The 17,666-nt window shown below is 45.8% G+C and carries 17 protein-coding genes and 1 pseudogene; 14 read left to right on the top strand and 4 right to left on the bottom strand.

The window, feature by feature from the left end:
- Window positions 1–195 precede the first annotated feature (195 nt).
- The 6 genes from VSQ62_RS24155 to VSQ62_RS24130 all read left to right on the top strand — a co-directional run bounded on the left by VSQ62_RS24155 (window position 196) and on the right by VSQ62_RS24130 (window position 8,557).
- Window positions 196–882 (top strand): response regulator transcription factor, encoded by a 687-nt coding sequence (locus VSQ62_RS24155; RefSeq protein ID WP_334637285.1) that lies wholly within the window; start codon window positions 196–198, stop codon window positions 880–882.
- Complete coding sequence (locus VSQ62_RS24150; RefSeq protein WP_334637284.1) at window positions 879–1,898, top strand: sensor histidine kinase; 1,020 nt, start codon at window positions 879–881, stop codon at window positions 1,896–1,898. Before VSQ62_RS24155 ends, VSQ62_RS24150 begins: the two co-directional genes overlap by 4 nt.
- A gap of 43 nt (window positions 1,899–1,941) precedes the next feature.
- Window positions 1,942–2,607, top strand: coding sequence for an ABC transporter ATP-binding protein (locus VSQ62_RS24145; protein ID WP_300902392.1), 666 nt, complete (start codon window positions 1,942–1,944; stop codon window positions 2,605–2,607).
- A 10-nt stretch (window positions 2,608–2,617) separates the two neighbouring features.
- Window positions 2,618–5,155: an ABC transporter permease gene (locus VSQ62_RS24140; RefSeq protein ID WP_334637282.1), complete on the top strand. Its 2,538-nt coding sequence runs from the start codon at window positions 2,618–2,620 to the stop codon at window positions 5,153–5,155.
- A 157-nt stretch (window positions 5,156–5,312) separates the two neighbouring features.
- Window positions 5,313–6,002, top strand: a complete 690-nt coding sequence (locus tag VSQ62_RS24135) for an ABC transporter ATP-binding protein (protein ID WP_334637281.1) — start codon at window positions 5,313–5,315, stop codon at window positions 6,000–6,002.
- Window positions 5,999–8,557, top strand: a complete 2,559-nt coding sequence (locus VSQ62_RS24130) for an FtsX-like permease family protein (protein WP_334637280.1) — start codon at window positions 5,999–6,001, stop codon at window positions 8,555–8,557. Before VSQ62_RS24135 ends, VSQ62_RS24130 begins: the two co-directional genes overlap by 4 nt.
- 106 nt (window positions 8,558–8,663) lie before the next feature.
- Here the strand turns inward: VSQ62_RS24130 and VSQ62_RS24125 are convergent, their stop codons facing one another.
- Window positions 8,664–9,137 carry a helix-turn-helix domain-containing protein gene (locus VSQ62_RS24125; protein WP_334637279.1) on the bottom strand — a complete coding sequence of 158 codons (474 nt, stop codon included), beginning with the start codon at window positions 9,135–9,137 and terminating at the stop codon, window positions 8,664–8,666.
- A gap of 388 nt (window positions 9,138–9,525) precedes the next feature.
- Here VSQ62_RS24125 and VSQ62_RS24120 point away from each other — a divergent pair.
- The 6 genes and pseudogenes from VSQ62_RS24120 to VSQ62_RS24095 form a co-directional block, all read left to right on the top strand.
- Window positions 9,526–9,630, top strand: a pseudogene (locus VSQ62_RS24120) (DNA-binding response regulator); the annotation flags it as partial.
- Between the two features lie 126 nt (window positions 9,631–9,756).
- A complete protein-coding gene (locus VSQ62_RS24115; RefSeq protein ID WP_334637277.1) occupies window positions 9,757–10,497 on the top strand; it encodes a transglycosylase domain-containing protein in 741 nt (246 codons plus the stop codon).
- Window positions 10,498–10,646: 149 nt separating this feature from the next.
- Window positions 10,647–11,597, top strand: a complete 951-nt coding sequence (locus VSQ62_RS24110) for an ArsR/SmtB family transcription factor (protein WP_334637276.1) — start codon at window positions 10,647–10,649, stop codon at window positions 11,595–11,597.
- A gap of 4 nt (window positions 11,598–11,601) precedes the next feature.
- Window positions 11,602–12,411 carry an ABC transporter permease gene (locus tag VSQ62_RS24105; protein WP_334637274.1) on the top strand — a complete coding sequence of 270 codons (810 nt, stop codon included), beginning with the start codon at window positions 11,602–11,604 and terminating at the stop codon, window positions 12,409–12,411.
- 13 nt (window positions 12,412–12,424) lie between these two features.
- Window positions 12,425–13,285: an ABC transporter ATP-binding protein gene (locus VSQ62_RS24100; protein ID WP_334637273.1), complete on the top strand. Its 861-nt coding sequence runs from the start codon at window positions 12,425–12,427 to the stop codon at window positions 13,283–13,285.
- A 37-nt stretch (window positions 13,286–13,322) separates the two neighbouring features.
- Complete coding sequence (locus VSQ62_RS24095) at window positions 13,323–14,132, top strand: ABC transporter permease (protein WP_334637271.1); 810 nt, start codon at window positions 13,323–13,325, stop codon at window positions 14,130–14,132.
- A gap of 1 nt (window position 14,133) precedes the next feature.
- On the opposite strand, the gene VSQ62_RS24090 is transcribed toward VSQ62_RS24095, so the two are convergent.
- Window positions 14,134–14,259, bottom strand: coding sequence for a hypothetical protein (locus tag VSQ62_RS24090; RefSeq protein WP_334637269.1), 126 nt, complete (start codon window positions 14,257–14,259; stop codon window positions 14,134–14,136).
- A gap of 288 nt (window positions 14,260–14,547) precedes the next feature.
- On the opposite strand from VSQ62_RS24090, the gene VSQ62_RS24085 reads away from it, so the two are divergent.
- Together VSQ62_RS24085 and VSQ62_RS24080 are read left to right on the top strand one after the other, a co-directional pair.
- Entirely contained in the window at window positions 14,548–14,787 is a 240-nt protein-coding gene (locus tag VSQ62_RS24085; protein WP_334637266.1) for a helix-turn-helix transcriptional regulator, read from the top strand.
- A gap of 1 nt (window position 14,788) precedes the next feature.
- The gene (locus VSQ62_RS24080; protein ID WP_334637265.1) at window positions 14,789–15,211 is read left to right on the top strand and encodes a hypothetical protein; all 423 of its coding nucleotides are present in this window, start codon (window positions 14,789–14,791) and stop codon (window positions 15,209–15,211) included.
- A gap of 521 nt (window positions 15,212–15,732) precedes the next feature.
- Here the strand turns inward: VSQ62_RS24080 and VSQ62_RS24075 are convergent.
- Both VSQ62_RS24075 and VSQ62_RS24070 read right to left on the bottom strand, forming a co-directional pair.
- Window positions 15,733–16,578: an AraC family transcriptional regulator gene (locus VSQ62_RS24075; RefSeq protein WP_334637264.1), complete on the bottom strand. Its 846-nt coding sequence runs from the start codon at window positions 16,576–16,578 to the stop codon at window positions 15,733–15,735.
- A 118-nt stretch (window positions 16,579–16,696) separates the two neighbouring features.
- The gene (locus VSQ62_RS24070; protein WP_334637263.1) at window positions 16,697–17,404 is read right to left on the bottom strand and encodes a DUF5131 family protein; all 708 of its coding nucleotides are present in this window, start codon (window positions 17,402–17,404) and stop codon (window positions 16,697–16,699) included.
- Window positions 17,405–17,666: the final 262 nt, after the last annotated feature.

Below are 17,666 nucleotides of genomic sequence, written 5' to 3'. Positions count from 1 at the left end.
TGTAAGGAATGGTCACAAGATCTCAAAGTGCTTCTGGCACAGGGCATTGCGTCCCATTTCCGCACTTGTATTCGCCGAGCAAATGAAATATAATAAGGTGGATTGTCGGAGGTGTGGATATGGATTATATAACGCTCGGAGAGGCAAGTGAAAAATGGGGTATTTCCACCCGTAGAAGCGAGAAGGTGATAAGCAATGAGGATTTTAGTCATAGAAGATGATCTGGCCTTAAGTGCCGGACTGTGTTTTGAATTGGATAGTAACGGCTATCTGACGGTGGCAGCATATAACTGCCGGAAAGCCAGACAGCTTTTGCAGGAGGACCAATTTGACCTTGCGATCATGGATGTGAATTTGCCGGATGGCAATGGTTTTGATCTCTGTAGAGAAGTGAAAGCGATCAAACCGGAACTCCCTGTGATTTTTTTGACAGCAAATGATTTAGAACAGGATGTACTGAACGGATTCAATCTGGGCGCAGAGGATTATATTACAAAGCCTTTCAATATGCAGATTTTTCTGCGGCGGGTAGAGGTAGCCGTCAGGAGAGGAAATAAAGTTACTGCGGCCTCTGCAGACCGCTGGACTGACGGATTTCTCTTGCTTGATTTTGGCGCACTGACTGCCGTGCGGAGCGGTGAAAAGCTGTCGATCACGCCTAACGAATATAAGCTGCTGAAAGCACTGACAGAGAATGCGGGTAACATCATTACCCGACAGCTTTTGCTGGAACGGTTGTGGGATTGTGACGGGAATTTCGTTGATGACCACACACTTACTGTGACGATGAACCGGCTTCGGGCGAAGATTGAGAATGACGATCATACCTATATCAAGACCATCCGGGGTATGGGGTATATCTGGACGGGAGGCAAACAATGAAGAAGCACGCAAAAGTTTTGAGGATTTTGATGGTTTTGGCAGCTGCGGTGCTTTTTTCTTTGCTGTGCTGGCTGTTGTGGGCATTTGTTCCCCGTTCCAGTGTTCGTTACAGCCTGTTGGCTGTGACAGGTGGTATTTTTGTATTAGCCGGCCTGTGGATATGGTTTCAGCAGAGACAGATCTTTCACTTTGCAGACGAAATATGTGATACACTGGATGCCTTGATTTCCGGGAGACAGCCGGAGGTGGAGCGGCCTTATGAGGATAGCATAACAGCCAAGGTACAGGGAAAGCTCCTGCAATACTATGACATCATGAACGAGGGCAAATTGCAGAGCCAGCGGGATAAACAGACCATTCAGGAGCTGGTCAGTGATATATCTCATCAAGTGAAAACTCCGATTGCTAATATTCAGATGTTTACCGGCATCCTCCGGCAGCATCAGCTGACGGAGGAAAAGCGGGCCGAGTTTCTGGAAACTATGGCGTCGCAGATCAATAAATTGGATTTTCTGATGCAGTCTTTAATTAAAATGTCTCGGCTGGAAACAGGAACCTTTGTCCTGCACATGGAAGAAGCGCCTCTTGATAAGACCATTGCTCAGGCGATCAGCAGCGTATGGGCGAAAGCGGATCAAAAAAATATCCAGTTGTCGGCGGACTGCGCGCCATCAGTTACTGTGCAGCATGACTCCAAGTGGACAGCGGAGGCCCTGGGCAATATCCTGGACAACGGGGTTAAATACACCCCGGAAGGCGGCAGCATTTCTGTATCTGTTCGCCCATGGCAATTCTATACGCGAATTGATATTTCTGATACTGGTATAGGCATCCATGAGGAGCATTATCACGATGTTTTTCAGCGTTTTTATCGGGCTCAGGAAACAGCTGCCGAAGAAGGCGTTGGCTTGGGGCTGTATCTTGCCAACGGGATCATTACGCGGCAAAAAGGCTATATCAGCGTAAAATCAAATTACGGAGAAGGAACCACCTTCTCTGTCTATTTGCTGAGTTGAGCAAATAGCTTATATGAAAAAGAGAGAGAGGAAGTTTGAAACTATGGAAAGCGTATCTGTACACCAATTAAAGAAATATTTTGGAAAGGGAGAGACGCAAGTCAAAGCCTTGGATGGCATCGACCTTTCCATTGAAAAAGGCAAGTTTACCGCCATTATTGGTGCATCCGGCTCCGGCAAAACCACTTTGTTGAACATGATTGGCGGGCTGGATATCCCTGATGAGGGGGAAGTGATCGTAGATGGTGTAAATCTGTCCGGCTTGAAGGAAAAAGAGCTGGCTGTGTTTCGCCGCAACAAAGTGGGTTTTGTGTATCAGAATTTTAATCTGGTTCCAACACTGACCATAAAAGAAAATATTCTGTTCCCCCTTAGTCTGGCTGGCAGTACGCCTGATCAGCGTTTTTTTGTAGATGTCGTGCAGCAGCTTCGGTTGGAGGAACGGCTGAATGCCTATCCCCATGAGCTTTCCGGCGGCGGGCAGCAGCGGGCAGCTATTGCCAGGGCGCTGATTGCAAAGCCAGCCATTATTCTTGCCGACGAACCTACCGGAAATTTGGATGTAAAAAGTGGGCAAAATGTGCTGGGACTTTTGAAAATGTCCGTTGAGACCTATCACCAGACGCTCATTATGATCACTCACAACCTTGAGATCGCACAGATGGCTGACCGTGTGCTTCGCATGGAAGATGGCCGCCTGAAGGCGTAAGGAGGTTGTCATGCTTGCAAATAATAATCTAAAAATATGTCACACACTTGCATGGCGGGATTTCAAATTTCATAAAGCAAAAAATTTACTGTTGGCTTTTGCTGTGGTTTTGATCACAGGACTGTATGCCTTCACTTTTCTTCTGGGAAGCTCAGTAGAAAATGCGTTTCTGCTCAATTATGAGTATCGATACGGTTCAACCAGTCACATCCTCTACCATGGATTGACTGCACATCAGGCGGATAAATTGGCGCAGCATCCCAATGTAAAAAGTACGGTCCGGATCAGCGCTTTGGGGCAGCTCTCTGATGAGATGATAGGTGTTCGCAGTGTTGAGCTGGCGGTAATCAATCAGGACTATGCCGAGAGCATCCTATCTGTTCCTACAACGGGGCGCTTGCCGGAGAAACCGGGAGAAATCGCTCTGGATGAATTTACTATGGACTCTCTGGGAGTTCTTCATGAGCTGGGCGCCCCGGTGTCTGTTCAATGGACAGATAGCAAGGGAGAACAGCACAATACTGACTTTACCCTCTGTGGATGGTGGGCAAGCCCCACAAACTTCACAGAAGCCTGTGCCTGGGTAACAGCGGAGTGTGCTGTCAGACTTCTGAGCGGATACCCGGATACGGTATCCGTTACGTTGGGGGTTGATCTCCATCAGCCAAAGGAATTGGAACAGCAGGCGCAGCAGATCATGACAGATCAGGGCGTAAATCAGGTTGCCTACACCACCAATCTGGCCTATAACGAAGCCAGGATGGAAATGGCAAGTAAACAGGCAACACCGTTTTACATTCCTGCATTGGTTGTGCTTTTGTGCGGTTTTTTGATGATTTACAGCATCATTCATGTGGCTATGGATCAGGATTCCCACTTTTTTGCGGGGCTGAAAACATTGGGCATGACACCGCGGCAGATCAGATGGGTCCTGTTGGAAAAGGCCGTGATGCTCTCTCTTTTTGGGCTGTTCCCCGGCTGGATGATGGGATTTGGTATCCACTATTTGGTTACACCTCGGATCGTGACTGGTATGGAGCAAAACCCGGCGATCTATTTCCTGTCCTGGGAGCCGTTCGCTCTGGCAGCGCTCAGCACCTTCGGAACAGTTTTTCTGGCGTACTTTCTGCCTGCTGCCCGGACAGGCGAAATGATGCCGACGCAGATGCTGCGGAATTTGGATGAACGGATGCCAAAAGGACAGGGGCGCAGCAGTACAGGGCAAGTCAGTATTTTTCGTCTGGCCCTTCGCTCCCTCTGGAGAAATAAAAGGCGTACAATTCTTTCATTGCTGTCTTTACTGTTCTCCCTTCTGCTGCTCTGTTCTACCTGGATTCGTTACACCAGCTACGACGAAGAACTGTACTTAAACGGGATGTCTCCGTGGGACTACACCATTGAAGACGGCTCTGCGGTTTCCGACGTACAGCGGTATAACCCCAATAACCGGGCTATCACGGAACAGATCGTCAGTGATCTGCGTGGACGCAGTGAGGTTTTGGAAGTAAGCATCCTGAAATCCAAGGAGGTGAAACTGACGGCTTCTGACGAGCTTCGCCAGAGGATCGTGGACTTTTACAACGAACCTTATGATGAAACCATGACCCGCAGAGAAAGTCAGGCGGCCTATCCTGATTGGTGTGCCGGTTTGGACCGCTTGGAACGGACGGGTAACTATTATGGTATAGTTATTGCGCTGGAGGACGCCTACCTGCGGTATGTGTTGGATAACTGTCCGGTTACCAGCGGTGATTTTGATGCAGAACAGTTTGCTGATGGACAGTATGTTGTGGCCGCAGGCGCTTATGCTGAGGGCGTGTCCTCGCCTGCCGCCGGAGAAACGGTGGAGCTTGGCGGAGAGCAGATTCCTGTGCTGGCTTCAGTTATGGAGGATACATCATTTTTAAGTGGAAGTAACAGTTCGGAATCCAGCTTTCATCTGGCTTATTTTGTACCAATGTCCTTATTTGAGCAGCTGTTCCCTGATGAGGGTATCCGTCAGCTGGCAGTCAACATTGACCATAATGGACAGGCGGAATTTGAACGCTATCTCAGCTCGTATAAGCAGGGACTGAATCGCGGGATCGGTGTTTGGATGCGCAGCGACTGTCAAGAAGCTTTTCAAAACGCCAGGCTGAATGAATGCCTGCCGCGGCTGATCGTCGGGATCGTATTGATGATCATTGGTCTGCTGAATTTTGCCAATATGTTGATTACAAAAACGATGGTCCGAAAAAAAGAATTTGCGGTCTATCAGAGCCTTGGTATGACAAGCAGACAGCTACAATGGCTTTTGCTGACAGAGGGCTTGCTTCATGCGGCTCTTTTGACAGTGGTTTTGCTGCCGGTAACCTTCCTGGTAACCTGGTTTGGGATGCCGGCAGTTTTTTCACAGCTTAACACTTGGTGTATGACCTATCACTATACGCTGGCTCCCCTATGGGCAGCCTTGCCGCTCATGCTGTTGCTGGCAATGGCAGTTCCTCTGATGTGCTGCAGCTTTATTGAGAAAGGAAGCATTACAGAGCGTTTGCGGATTGTTCCCTAGAAACAACATAGTAAGGCGGCTTCGCTTGCAAAGGCGGAGCCGCCTTTTTTTAAAAGGTACAAAACTGTACCTTTGCTGTACCTTTCCTGTGACATTGAACTGGTAAAATATAGTCAGAAAAGGGAAACGGATTCCCGGTCACAAGGAGGAGATACTTATGGAAGCAATTTTGAAGGTTACCGGCCTTAGAAAATATTACGGTAAGGGTGAAGCTTTGGTCAAGGCATTGGATGGTATAGATCTGGAGATCGAGCGTGGTAAGTTTACTGCGATCATTGGCACCTCTGGATCTGGAAAATCTACGCTGCTGAATATGCTGGGTGGACTGGATACTCCCAGCGAGGGCAGTATTCAAATTGGAAATATGGAACTGGCAAAGCTGAATAGCGAACAGGCTACCATTTTCCGGCGCAATCATATCGGCTTTATTTTTCAGAATTATAACCTGGTGCCGGTACTCAGTGTTTGGGAAAATATTGTTTTCCCTATCTCTCTGGATGGCCATAAGCCTGATGAGAAGTTTATCATGGAAATCGTTTGTTTGCTTGGTTTGGAGAAGAAACTGGATAGTCTGCCGAACAATCTTTCCGGCGGGCAGCAGCAGAGGGTGGCGATTGCCCGTGCGCTGGCTTCTAAGCCTGCGATTATATTGGCTGACGAACCCACCGGTAATCTGGATTCAAAAACCAGTGATGATGTAATTGGTTTGCTGAAATTGACCAGCAAAGAATTTAACCAGACAATTGTGATGATTACTCATAACCCGGACATTGCACAGATGGCGGATCGTATTGTCCGAATTGAGGACGGCCGCATCGTGTCTCAGAGAGGGAGGGATGCGCGATGAAAACAGTATTCAAACCAATTCAAACGCTGAATCAGCGTACTTTCAAGAAAAATAAAGGCCGGAATCTGGTGGCGGTCATTGCCATTTTAATGACTACGATCATGTTCACCACCTTGTTTACCTTGACACAGAGTATGAGCAAAAACATGGTGGAAATGACCTTCCGGCAGACTGGTTATGATGGTCAGGCATCTTTTAAGAGCATCACCGCAGAGCAGTTTTCTTTGATCGCTAATCACCCTGATGTTGCAGAAGCCGGAGAAAGCCTTATTCTTGGTCTCGCACAAAACAAAAAGCTGGGTGGCAAACAGGTTGAGATCCGTTGGAGCAGTGACATCAACGCCGAGCATTCCTTTGCTATGCCTACCACTGGAACAATGCCAACGGCAGCAGATGAGATTGCTCTGGACACCCTGATCCTTGATCGGCTGGGTATTCCACATCAACTGGGAGAGAATGTAACGCTGGAATGGCGCAAGGATCTCGCAAAGGATGAGGTGACCACTTCCACTTTTACCCTCTGTGGTTTCTGGGAGGGCAACGAATCTGTCTATGCAAGTATGGCTTGGGTAAGCCGGGAATTTGCGGATGAGATGATCGGTGACCATATTGCTGATGGGAAAACAAGTATTTTAGGCCTGCATACCGCGCAAGTGATCCTGCATAGTGACCGCAATATTGAGGCCGCCATGGAGAATATTTTGGCGGACACCGGGCTGACGGAGTTGGAATTTGGCGTAAATCTGGCATATTCACCGGAGATGAACGCTACCGCAGCGCAGGAAAGCCTTCCTATGTATTTGGGTATGGCGCTGGTGTTCCTCGCCGGCTATCTGATTATTTATAATATCTTTCAGATCAGCGTTACTGCCGACATTCAGTTCTATGGCAAGTTGAAAACACTGGGCACTACCACAAAGCAGATCAAGAAACTCATTTATGGTCAGGCAAACCGGCTGTGCGTGATCGGTATCCCGCTGGGCCTTCTTCTGGGCTGGCTGTTGGGCATGGTGCTGGTTCCTGTATTGATGGGGCAGTTGGAGGGCAATGCTGTGGTTTCCGCAAATCCCATGATTTTCCTTGGATCTGCCCTTTTTGCATGGCTGACGGTTACCATCTCCTGCCTGCGTCCGGCAAGGCTGGCTGGAAAGGTTTCTCCTATTGAAGCTCTGCGGATGAGTGATGCCGCCATCACAAGCAAGAAGAAAAGCAAACGCACCCGGAATGGCGCTTCCATTACTGGTATGGCCTGGGCGAATCTGGGGCGGAACAAAAAACGGACAGTAACGGTCATCTGCTCTCTGACCTTGGGACTGGTCCTGCTCAGCTGTTTCTACGCTAAGAATGCTGCTTTTGATATGGAGAAGTATCTATCTGAGCTGGCAATCAGTGACTTCCAGTTGGATGATGCCAGCAGTGAGAACTATATCGGAGGTTATGATCCCAGGGGAACCACACTGAACGCTGATTTGGTCACAGCGGTTGAGGAATTAGACGGATTGGAGTCCACTGGTCATCAATATTCTCATCAATTTGAACTAACACTGAATGATGAGACTGTGCAAAATATCGACGCCTTCTATACGCAGGAAATGTTGGATTATTGGGCAACTTACGATCCGTCTGGTCCGGCTCAGATAAAAAACGCCATGGAAACCCGTAAAGCAATCGGTGTACTGTACGGAATGGATGGTATCCCTCTGGATGCGGTCGCACAGGAACAGCATTTGTTCTCCGGCAGCTATGATGCAGAGAAATTTGCCAGCGGCAACTATGTGCTGGTCATCGGTCCTGCCTTAGACTTAGCAGACACAGATAGCTATGCTGCATTGCCTGTGCCTTCTGTTGGAAGCAATATTACGATTGAAAATCGCACCTATCAGGTGATGGCTGTTGTAGATCCGCTTCTGGCAGTGGATGAAGGCTCTTATGAAGGCGGTGTACAGGATCAGCTTTGTATGAGTTTTATTATTCCTACTGTGGCATTCCAGCAGCAGTGGCCGGAGAATACACTGCGGAGACTGTTCTTCAATGTGGCCGATGAGCATATTCCCGCAGCACAAGAGATGATCGATGCGTATACCAAAACCGTTGACACCAGCCTGCCTGTGACATCCCGCAAAACTATGGCGGAGCAGTATGAGGCAGAAACACGGGCGTCGGCAGTCATAGGAAATACCATCAGCGTTATCATAGCCCTGGTGGGTGTGCTTAACTTTATCAATTCTATGGTTACGGCTATTGTTTCCCGCAAAAAAGAGTTTGCCATGATCCAGTCTGTGGGCATGACCAAGCGCCAGCTGCGGAAGATGCTGATTTGTGAAGGACTGGATTATGCGGCTGTCACGCTGATTGTTTCTTATATTGTCAGCGCTCTAGTTGTTGGAATCGGTGTCCGTGCCATGACAGCCAATGAGTTCAGCACTTTCCATTTTACTCTGATGCCACTGATGATTTGTACTCCTATCCTCTTGGCTTTTGCGGTGCTTATCCCGTTTTTCTGTTTCAAGAATTTAGAAAAGCAGAGCATTGTTGAGCGATTGAGAACAGAATAAATAGAATGATCTGCCGGACGACGGCAAGCTCCCATTGGCTGCATTTTATAGACAAAGGGGCAGTAGCACTTAGGCTATTGCCCCTTGATTATCTAGCAAATGAAAATCAGTTGTTCTGTCTATTAGTAAAACTCTTTGCCCAAATAACTATAACGATTGCGGTTGCAACAAAAAACTCTGCAAAAATTATAGGTTTCCCCCACACTTCCCATTCTAAGGAGAAATAGAAGTAATGTCCTACAAAGAATGCCGCAAGGAATATTAAATAAATTGCAGCCGAATATAGAATGTTTTTGAAAATTTTTGTGCGTGTCTGTTCCCTGTTTAACAGTTGCTTTTGCCGCTGTTCCAACATATCTGTCTTAACTGATAATTCGTCTATTTCTGACGGTTTCAACAGATAATCCAGAGTAACATTAAATGCTTTGCTCAATTCAATAATCTTCTCCACTTCTGGTATAACTTGCCCGCTTTCCCATTTGGAGATAGACTGTCTGGAAACATTTAACTGCTCGGCTAATTGTTCCTGCGTCAAATCTCTGCCTTTACGCAACGTTATAAGTTTTTCTGAAAATTCCATGTGTGTTCCTCCTTTTGATTTTGTAACTCAATCATATCAAAAATCGCATTTGCACGCTATCAATCTCGCTTTACATTTACAAAACAAACTGTGGAATTGCGATACAGCGATAGGAGTATATCCCCCGTGATCTCTGCCGGTGCTCCGGGCTGTACGGGAGGGGCGGAAGTTGGGCTATATATCCATGCTTGACTATTATCTGAGAGTTGCGTGAAAACTATTGAACCGCTGTATACCGAACAGTACGTACAGTGGTGTTATTCCGAATTCGGAATAATTATTGTTTTACTTTAAGCAGTAGAGCCTCCTACCCGATATAAACTAAGCTTGGCTTTCTTATTAACATTTTCGGATATTTGGGTTATAATAATAAGCAAGTAGATGAAAGGAAACTCTTTCGGTTATTTTCCTGACGGCTTCCGGGGACGAAGCAAGTGTCGTTACCGGACTGAATATGGGTGCGGACGATTATATCACCAAGCCGTTCTGCCCGATCATTACCCGTCAGAGCGGAACGGTCAGCGCAGGGAATCATCCGCAGGGCGGCGCAATGTTTTATATACGTTTTCCCAAGTGACGGACTTATTACTTATTCGAAGAGCAAAAAGGAGATGACAGTATGGTGAAGAGGAGGCGTCCGATCAGAAATATCATATGCGTTCTGCTGATCGTGCTGCTGTACGCGGCGGCGGCATCCGTTATTGTAATCGGGGTAAAGGGTTACCGGATGTATGAGGATGCCATATCGCAGATGCCGATTCAGGAACGAGTCGAGTTGATTCGTGAGGGAGAAGACTTTACGCATTACTCGGAACTGACGGAATTCTATATTAAGGCGGTCGTCTCAGTGGAAGACCACCGTTTTATGAATCATTCCGGTCTCGATCCGATTGCGATCTGCCGTGCTGCATTGAGAGATATCATGGCGGGATCTTTCAAAGAAGGAGGCAGCACCATAACGCAGCAGCTTGCCAAGAACCTGCTGTTTACGCAGGAGAAGAAGATGGAACGGAAGGTAGCGGAGATCTTCGCGGTGTTTGATATTGAAGAGGAATACAGCAAGGAAGAGATCTTTGAGCTATATGTGAATACGTCTAATTTCGGCAGCGGTTACAACGGGGTTTATGCAGCTTCTAAGGGATATTTTGATAAATTGCCTTCTGAGCTTACGGATTATGAATCAGCCTTGTTAGCGGGGGTTCCCAATGCTCCTTCGCTGTATTCGCCGGATGTAAACCTTAAGCTTGCTTCGCAGCGTGTCGGAGAGGTGCTGCAGAGTATGGTCAGGGAGAGTGTTCTGACACAGGAAGAGGCGGAAGATATACAGGGGAATATTGAGATACAGAGAGCGGATGAGTAGGGATTTCATCCGCTCATATATTGTTCAAATGTTGTGATAAAATGTTGTATAGAAAAATGTTGACAACTATGGATTAGTTCACTATAATACCTCTGCCCAAGTTCAGAACAGAACGGATTAACCAAAAAGAAAATCGGGAGGGCCTTGCAATGATTATAGACAAGATCGAGGAAAATGGTATCGAGGTCATGTTCTCTTATTTCCCGGCCTGGGAAATGTTTTTCTCTATGCATGTGCTTGCACAGCCGGATCATCATATGGGCAGGAGAAAATGGAGTCGGGCGGTGGAGGAGAAGAACCCGCGGCTGACAGAAGAGATCAGGGATCTGCAGGATCTTACAGGCGGCTGGACGATTCTGATCGATATACCTGCCTGGGATACGTTTCGCCAGATGGAGATTCCAGAATTGCTTGTATGTCTGCGCAGGAAGAACATTTACGAATGGAACGAGATGATCCTGCCGTTTGGCAGGAAGATGGATATCAGGGAGAGAGACAGGATCCTTGACGCGGCAAGAGAATACTATCAGCTTGTTTTTGAGAGGGAGGAGATGCTCTTAAGGCCCTATATCAGGCGTATTCTTAAGGAAGAGAGAGAATATTGCGCCGGGAAGGGGCTCTGGAACTGGTGCCGCAGGATTCATCCAAGACTGGTCGTTAGAGAGGATTATTTGACGTATCTTAAGAACAGGGAGTATACCTTCAGGAAGAAAGAGATACAGAGGATCTATGCGTCGGTCAGCACCTTTGTTGTGCCGCATCTGTGGCTGTATAAAGAAGGACAGGCGCTTGATATTGTAAAAGGTATTCAGGTGGAACAGCCGGAAGATGGGATACCGGAAGATATGGTGAGGATTTTTAAGGCGCTGGCGAACCCGACCAGGCTTAAGGTTGTGAAATTATTGCTTAAGGACGTCCATACGATACAGGAATTGTCAGGTTATCTGTCCATCAGTGAGGCGGGAGTATTTAAGCATCTGAAAGCTCTTGACGACGCGGGATTGGTTAAGAAGAAGAGACGGGGCGCTTATGTGGAATATCATTTCCAGACAGAGATCATTGACTTTATACCGTATACATTCTATGAGATCATGGGGTAGGATTATGTGGAGAGTTATTATTTCAACGTACAGGAAGAACAGAATAGGAATTTTAAGAGCTGTACCGTGGTCATTTATGGTCTCAAGAATCGTTACAGGGGTGACTCAGATTGTATTTCCGTATTTTATGTATCACTATTATATACATGGGAATCTGAACAGTGAGTTTCACGAATATGCCAACGGAGCAGATTATATGACATATGTTGTGCTGGGTTCTGCGCTGAATGTACTGGCGGTGTCTACGCTTATGAATATCGGAAGGGCGCTGATTACGGAATTAAGAGAGGGAACGCTTGAAACACTTTTGATGACGCCGATGCCAAGGTATGCATATTTTTGCGGGTGTCTGCTGGAACAGACGGCAAGGGCCCTGCTGGAATTCGGTGCAGTGACGGCGGTTGGAGCATTGGTTGGAGCGGATTTGGGATATTTGTTCTCGGTTCGGGCGGCTGCCGTGATCTTATTGGCAGTTTTTAGCTTTTTCTGCATGGGAATCGCGCTGTCGTCGCTGATGCTGTATACCAGGGACACCTATCTGACGCAGAATACATTATTCATAACTATGAATCTGGTATGCGGTATCATGTATCCGATCCAATATCTTCCGGCAGGGCTTCAATATGCGGCACAGATATTCCCGCTGACACCGGCTGTCAGTCTGTTTCGGAATGTAATGATAGAGAATCAAAGCCTGTCGGGGAATCAGCTTCTGATTTGGCAGATAGTATTGCTGTCCGGGGTGTATCTGCTGATCGGTACGGTCTGGTATAAGAAGATGGAGCTTAAGCTGGTGGAAAGTATATTCGGGTAAAGGAGAGCGTGTGATGTACGGTGCAGTCAAGGGACGTCCAGAGGATCAGAATGCAAGAAAAATTATTGCTCAGCATTTGGTAAAAGATTATATTCTAAAAGAAAAAATAAAGGAAAAGAGCGGATTATTCGGCCGTAAGCAAAAAAGAGTCATACATGCGGTAAAAGACATATCGTTAGAAATCCCACAAGAGAAAATCATCGGAGTCCTGGGGATTAATGGAGCGGGAAAGACGACGACTATCCGTATGCTGGCGTCCATCATAGCCCCGACGTCGGGCAGTCTGACTATGAATGGAGTTGACGCTGTGAAAAATCATCTGTGGATAAAAGAAAGGATTAATGTAATCTCGGGCGGAGAGAGAAATCTCTATTGGCGATTGACTGCTAAGGAGAATCTCAGATATTTCGGAAGCCTGTACGGATTGAGCGGAGATGATCTGGATAAAAGGATTGCATACTTATTAAGAACAGTTGGATTAGAAGAGGCGGCAAACGTTCCTGTCGAGAGATATTCGAAGGGGATGAAGCAGCGCTTACAGATCGCGCGGGGACTTATCAATGATCCGATATACCTTTTTATGGATGAACCTACGCTCGGACTTGATATCGTGATAGCAAAGGAGATAAGAAATCTGGTATCTGATCTGGCACACAAAGAAGGAAGGGGAATTCTGCTGACGACTCACTATATCAGTGAGGCAGAGGAATTGTGTGATTATATCTATATATTAGATAAAGGCAGGATTATTGCGGAGGGAACGAAGGAGCAGCTTAAGGGGCTTTTGGCCTATGAACCGAAAGTCGTCACCAGCGTACAGGAGCCAAGTCTGGAGGAAGCCCTTATTGAGATCATCAACCGCTGCAATTCATAATCAGTCTGGTAAATGAGTACGCATACAGGAGGGGCGCATGAAGAAATTTTTAATCGTAATGAAGGCTGAGATCACGAAGCAGCAGCAACATGATTATCACTCGGCATATGTATATTTTTCACTTTTAATCTGGCCGATTCTTGGTTTTTTTGAGGTATACTATGCGTACAAGCCGTTTGAGCTTACAGACTATATGGGGATTGAGGATGGCAAGACTTTGCTGGCCTTCCTTGGAACCGGATTCATGGCATATACCTGCTTTTGGTCTATGGTTCAGAATGCCTGGTCCATGGCGAATCAGGAGCGGAGAGGGGGAACACTGGAGATCGCCTTCCTGACGCCGGCAAGCCGCCTTGCTATGAGCTATGGAAGAGCGCTGGGGGCGCTGATTCAGGAAGTGTGGATGTTCGTCTGTTTCTGCGGGTTCCTTTTGATGTATACTAAGACAATTCGGTGGGATAATCTGTTCCTGCTTCCGGCGGTGTTGCTGCTGCTCATTATTTCTTCAACTGTCTGGGGCGGGATGCTGAACGCGGTGTTTCTGTTCTCCAGAGATGCATCGATCGTGATGGATGTGTTCGATATGCCTATGACCTTATTTTCCGGGACGAGGGTGCCGGTGGACAGTTTCCCGTGCTGGGCGAAAATTGTATCCATGGTATTTCCGTTGACATACTGTATTAATATCATACGCTTTGCATTGCACATACAAAAAAGCAGCCGCGGGTGGCGGGCAGAAATTCTGGGACTGCTGATCTGCCTGGGCGTAATGACAGCGGTCACGGTGTTCCTGATCGGCAGGGCAGAGCGCCATAACAGGGAGACCGGGGAGCTGCAGTTTTATTAAATCAAAAATCAGAAGTATTAATGCTGAAAGACAGGGCTGCCTGGCTGAACTTGCTTACATACCGGAGGTCGAAACCAACGGCGCTGGTGCAGTAATTGTATCCAAGATTGAAGCATACCTGGATCATATCCAGCGCTTCCTGAAAAGGGGTGTTGTTGCGTTCGCCGTGTCAAACTAGTACAGCATTGCATTAATTTTCGAGTAATATGCACCTGCCTTTTGCGCCATCGCTTCGTTGTTGTCAGTCAACAATGCCACCGCATTGCCTCCTTCCTCCGCCTTGCGCTGACACAAAATTCAGTCACCTATTACTTCGAAATTAATGCAATGCTGTACTAGCAATAAAAGCAAGAAATTGTTGACAAATGTATATCCAAGTGCTAATATGAAATAAATTTCATGTGAAGTTTATTTCATGCAAAGGAAGCAAAATTTGAAAAGAGAAGTTCCTACACTACTATCGAATAATGTAAGAGAATACCGAATGGAGAAACAGCTTACCCAACAGCAACTTGCTGATTTAGTAAAAGTTTCTTCAAGAACTATCATTTCACTGGAAAAAGGGCAATATAATCCGTCTGTTTTGCTGGCACATGAGTTAGCTAAAATATTTGGATTGAAGATTGAAGAATTATTTAATTTTGAGGAGGATTGACATGAGAAAGAGTAAGAAAATTTTTGCGTGTTTATTTATTGGTATTGGTATTTTGCTCTTACCTTTTGGTCTTATAAAGGGATTTCCTGCTGCTTTTATTGTCTCTGCTGGCTGCGCACTAATAGCTTATGGCATTGTAGATTTTCTATTTGAACATTTTATCCATAAGATTGGACGTGCTAAAATCATGGATGAGGACGAAAGAAACGTGCTTATTAACGGCAAAGCATACACCCTTGTATCTGAATTTGCAAATACTGGTTTTATTGTCTTTGCTTTGTATTCCGCTATCTGCAAGGCAGATATGGTAGGTTGCATGATTGCTGTAGGTATCTTTTTATTAAGCCATATAGTTTATGCAGTGTGTTTTAAATATTTTGATTTCTATGCGGAGAAACACACGAAGCAGATGAAGCAAAGTTAGTATCTTTAAAATGGGTTTTTGATTTAGATAACTCTGTTAGTACCTTAAAGGATATGCCTTGCGGTTACTATGCAGAACGGAAAACCCAAGATGACGAGTGGATTATCAGAAAGCGATAACTTCCAGTTTCGCGGAAAGTCAAGTATAAAAAGAACTCGGAATTTCATGATTTTTATTCCCGCGAGCAACGAGCCAAGCGGGCATGCTTGCATGCACATTTGACTTGAAATTAAATAGGTAAGCGATGAATAATCTAACGTTTTTTCAAGTCCTGAAATCTGTGCGGTAATCTCTTTGACTAGTACAGCGAATATTAAGTAATTGGCAGTTTGACTTGCCTGTTTTCTTGATAGCGCTAATCCCCAAGCCTCGACGTAGCCACCGCTACGCCTGCGTTTGTGAAGCAGCGCTATCAGAAAAACATTCGCGTCAAACTATCCAAAACTTAATTTTCACTATACTAGCCAAAAAGATTATCCCACAGATTTTAGAATATGTAAAACCGGCAGGTTATTCATCGCTTACTTTTTTGATACGGGTATCCATACCTCATATTGTGCGTTCTGTGGGTCTGGATTTAAGTAAACTTCAATATCCGGGGCGTTGGCATACTCATATCCAGAGGTCGGAAGCCACTCGGTTATAATCCGCTGCTCCAATTCCTGTATGGACTGGTTTGTACCTGTTCCAGAAAAGATTGCCCAAGTAGACGCAGGCACGGTATATTCTTCAAACTCATCGCTTGCTTTTGTACTGGAAACGGCAATAAAATATTTCCATTGTTCTTGATCATTGCAGGCACTCACGCCAAAAAGTCCCATTGGCGGCGTATCCATCATTCCTGCCAATTTCTGTATTGTTCCATTTTCGGCGGCGTCCTGCCACATCTTAGGCACAACCATAAAGTTATTTTCGATTTCCTTGTCAAGCGGTGCGGATATGCCGATAATGCGGAAGGCTTCTTTTGTTTCAATTCTATAATTCATTTCTGTTGCTCCTTTTACAGCAATTCTAAACATAATGGGGGAAAAAGATTTCACGGATACTCCCGCGTCTTTCACGGACGATGGGGCTATCCCGTGAAAAGACTGGAACGCTCTGTTAAATGCAGTCGGAGAACGGTAGCCGTACTTCTCCGCTATATCAATAATCTTTGCATTCCCACCCTGCAAGTCCACCGCCGCTAACGACATTTTTCTTCTTCGGATATACTCTGCCAGAGTGATACCCGCCATATAGGTAAACATTCTCTGATAATGATATGTGGAGCAGCAGGCAATCCGCCCAAGCTGCTCATAGTCAATTTCATCTGTCAAATGTTCCTCAATATAATTCATACTTTGGTTTAATTTTTCAGCCCATTCCATGAGATACCTCCTTATCCGCACATATTGTGCTTTATGGACATAAATTCGCCTTTATTATTATAAGGCTTATTCTTTTATTTTTCCTCTCTATCCTTGCACAAAAAAGAGAGATGGTTATTCAATAATTGATATTTGCTTTTCGAGCTTGGCTACATAAATCATGGGTAGATAAAGTATAGATTTTTCCATCCTTGATAAAATATGTCCCACACTGACGAAACTCAAAATGTACTTTGCGGGCGATACATTGCTCCCGTATGGAAAGCACCCACGCATAGTCAAGTGGTCTGGCATTTCTGTCTGATTCGCCGCCGACTACGACTAATTCAACATTATCAAGATAGTCTGTAAGGTTTATTTCCTCAATCAACGGCTGGCAGATAATATTTTTATGTTTAACAGGTAATTTATTGAAAATGGAAAGCCTGTAATCAGCCCTGTCTTGATTTTCTACCGTACAACCAACCGTAATATTCTCGTATCCATCGTTCCAGTCCTCTGGGATGCAATCCATAAAACGTTCAATACGCTTTGTTAAAAAAAGAAAGTGCAGGTCTGAACGCTCCCGTATCATCTGCCAACATTCAGAACGCCATTCATCGGCGTCCTCAACCAGAAAATCCGTAGAAAAACAAAGATAAACGGTCTGCCCCGATTTAATTTTGTATGCTCCCGATTTATTTTTAGCGATAGGGGCGTAGAAATTATCCGTTTTTACAATTTTGTTTGTATCAATCCCACGCTTGAAATCGCCCTTATGAATGTAACAATACCTACACCCTTCACTATGTTTGTGGCAGCCACGCCACGGATTCCACATTGCCATGTTTATAACCTCACATTCCCGCTGACAGGACAGCGTATCCAGATTTGAATAGCCATAAAAATCTATCACCCTTTGTGTTTCAATTTTTCTTGTCGTATAGCGTATTGCCGTTCTTTTTCGACTTTGAGTATGGTCTCAGTGTTGACATCTTCTATCTCTTGGAGTTCCTGAACTGTAGCGGTGTGGTATAAGAGGATAGAGCCAAGGCTGCTTGAGAGCGTGTCTGGGTAGAAAGGGCGTAAACTTATTGAGATCTGCCAGA

The organism is Sporofaciens sp. JLR.KK001, assembly GCF_036941055.1.
Lineage (GTDB): Bacteria > Bacillota > Clostridia > Lachnospirales > Lachnospiraceae > Sporofaciens.
Note: the sequence above shows the minus strand (reverse complement) of the source record. Positions and strands in the feature narration are given on the sequence as shown.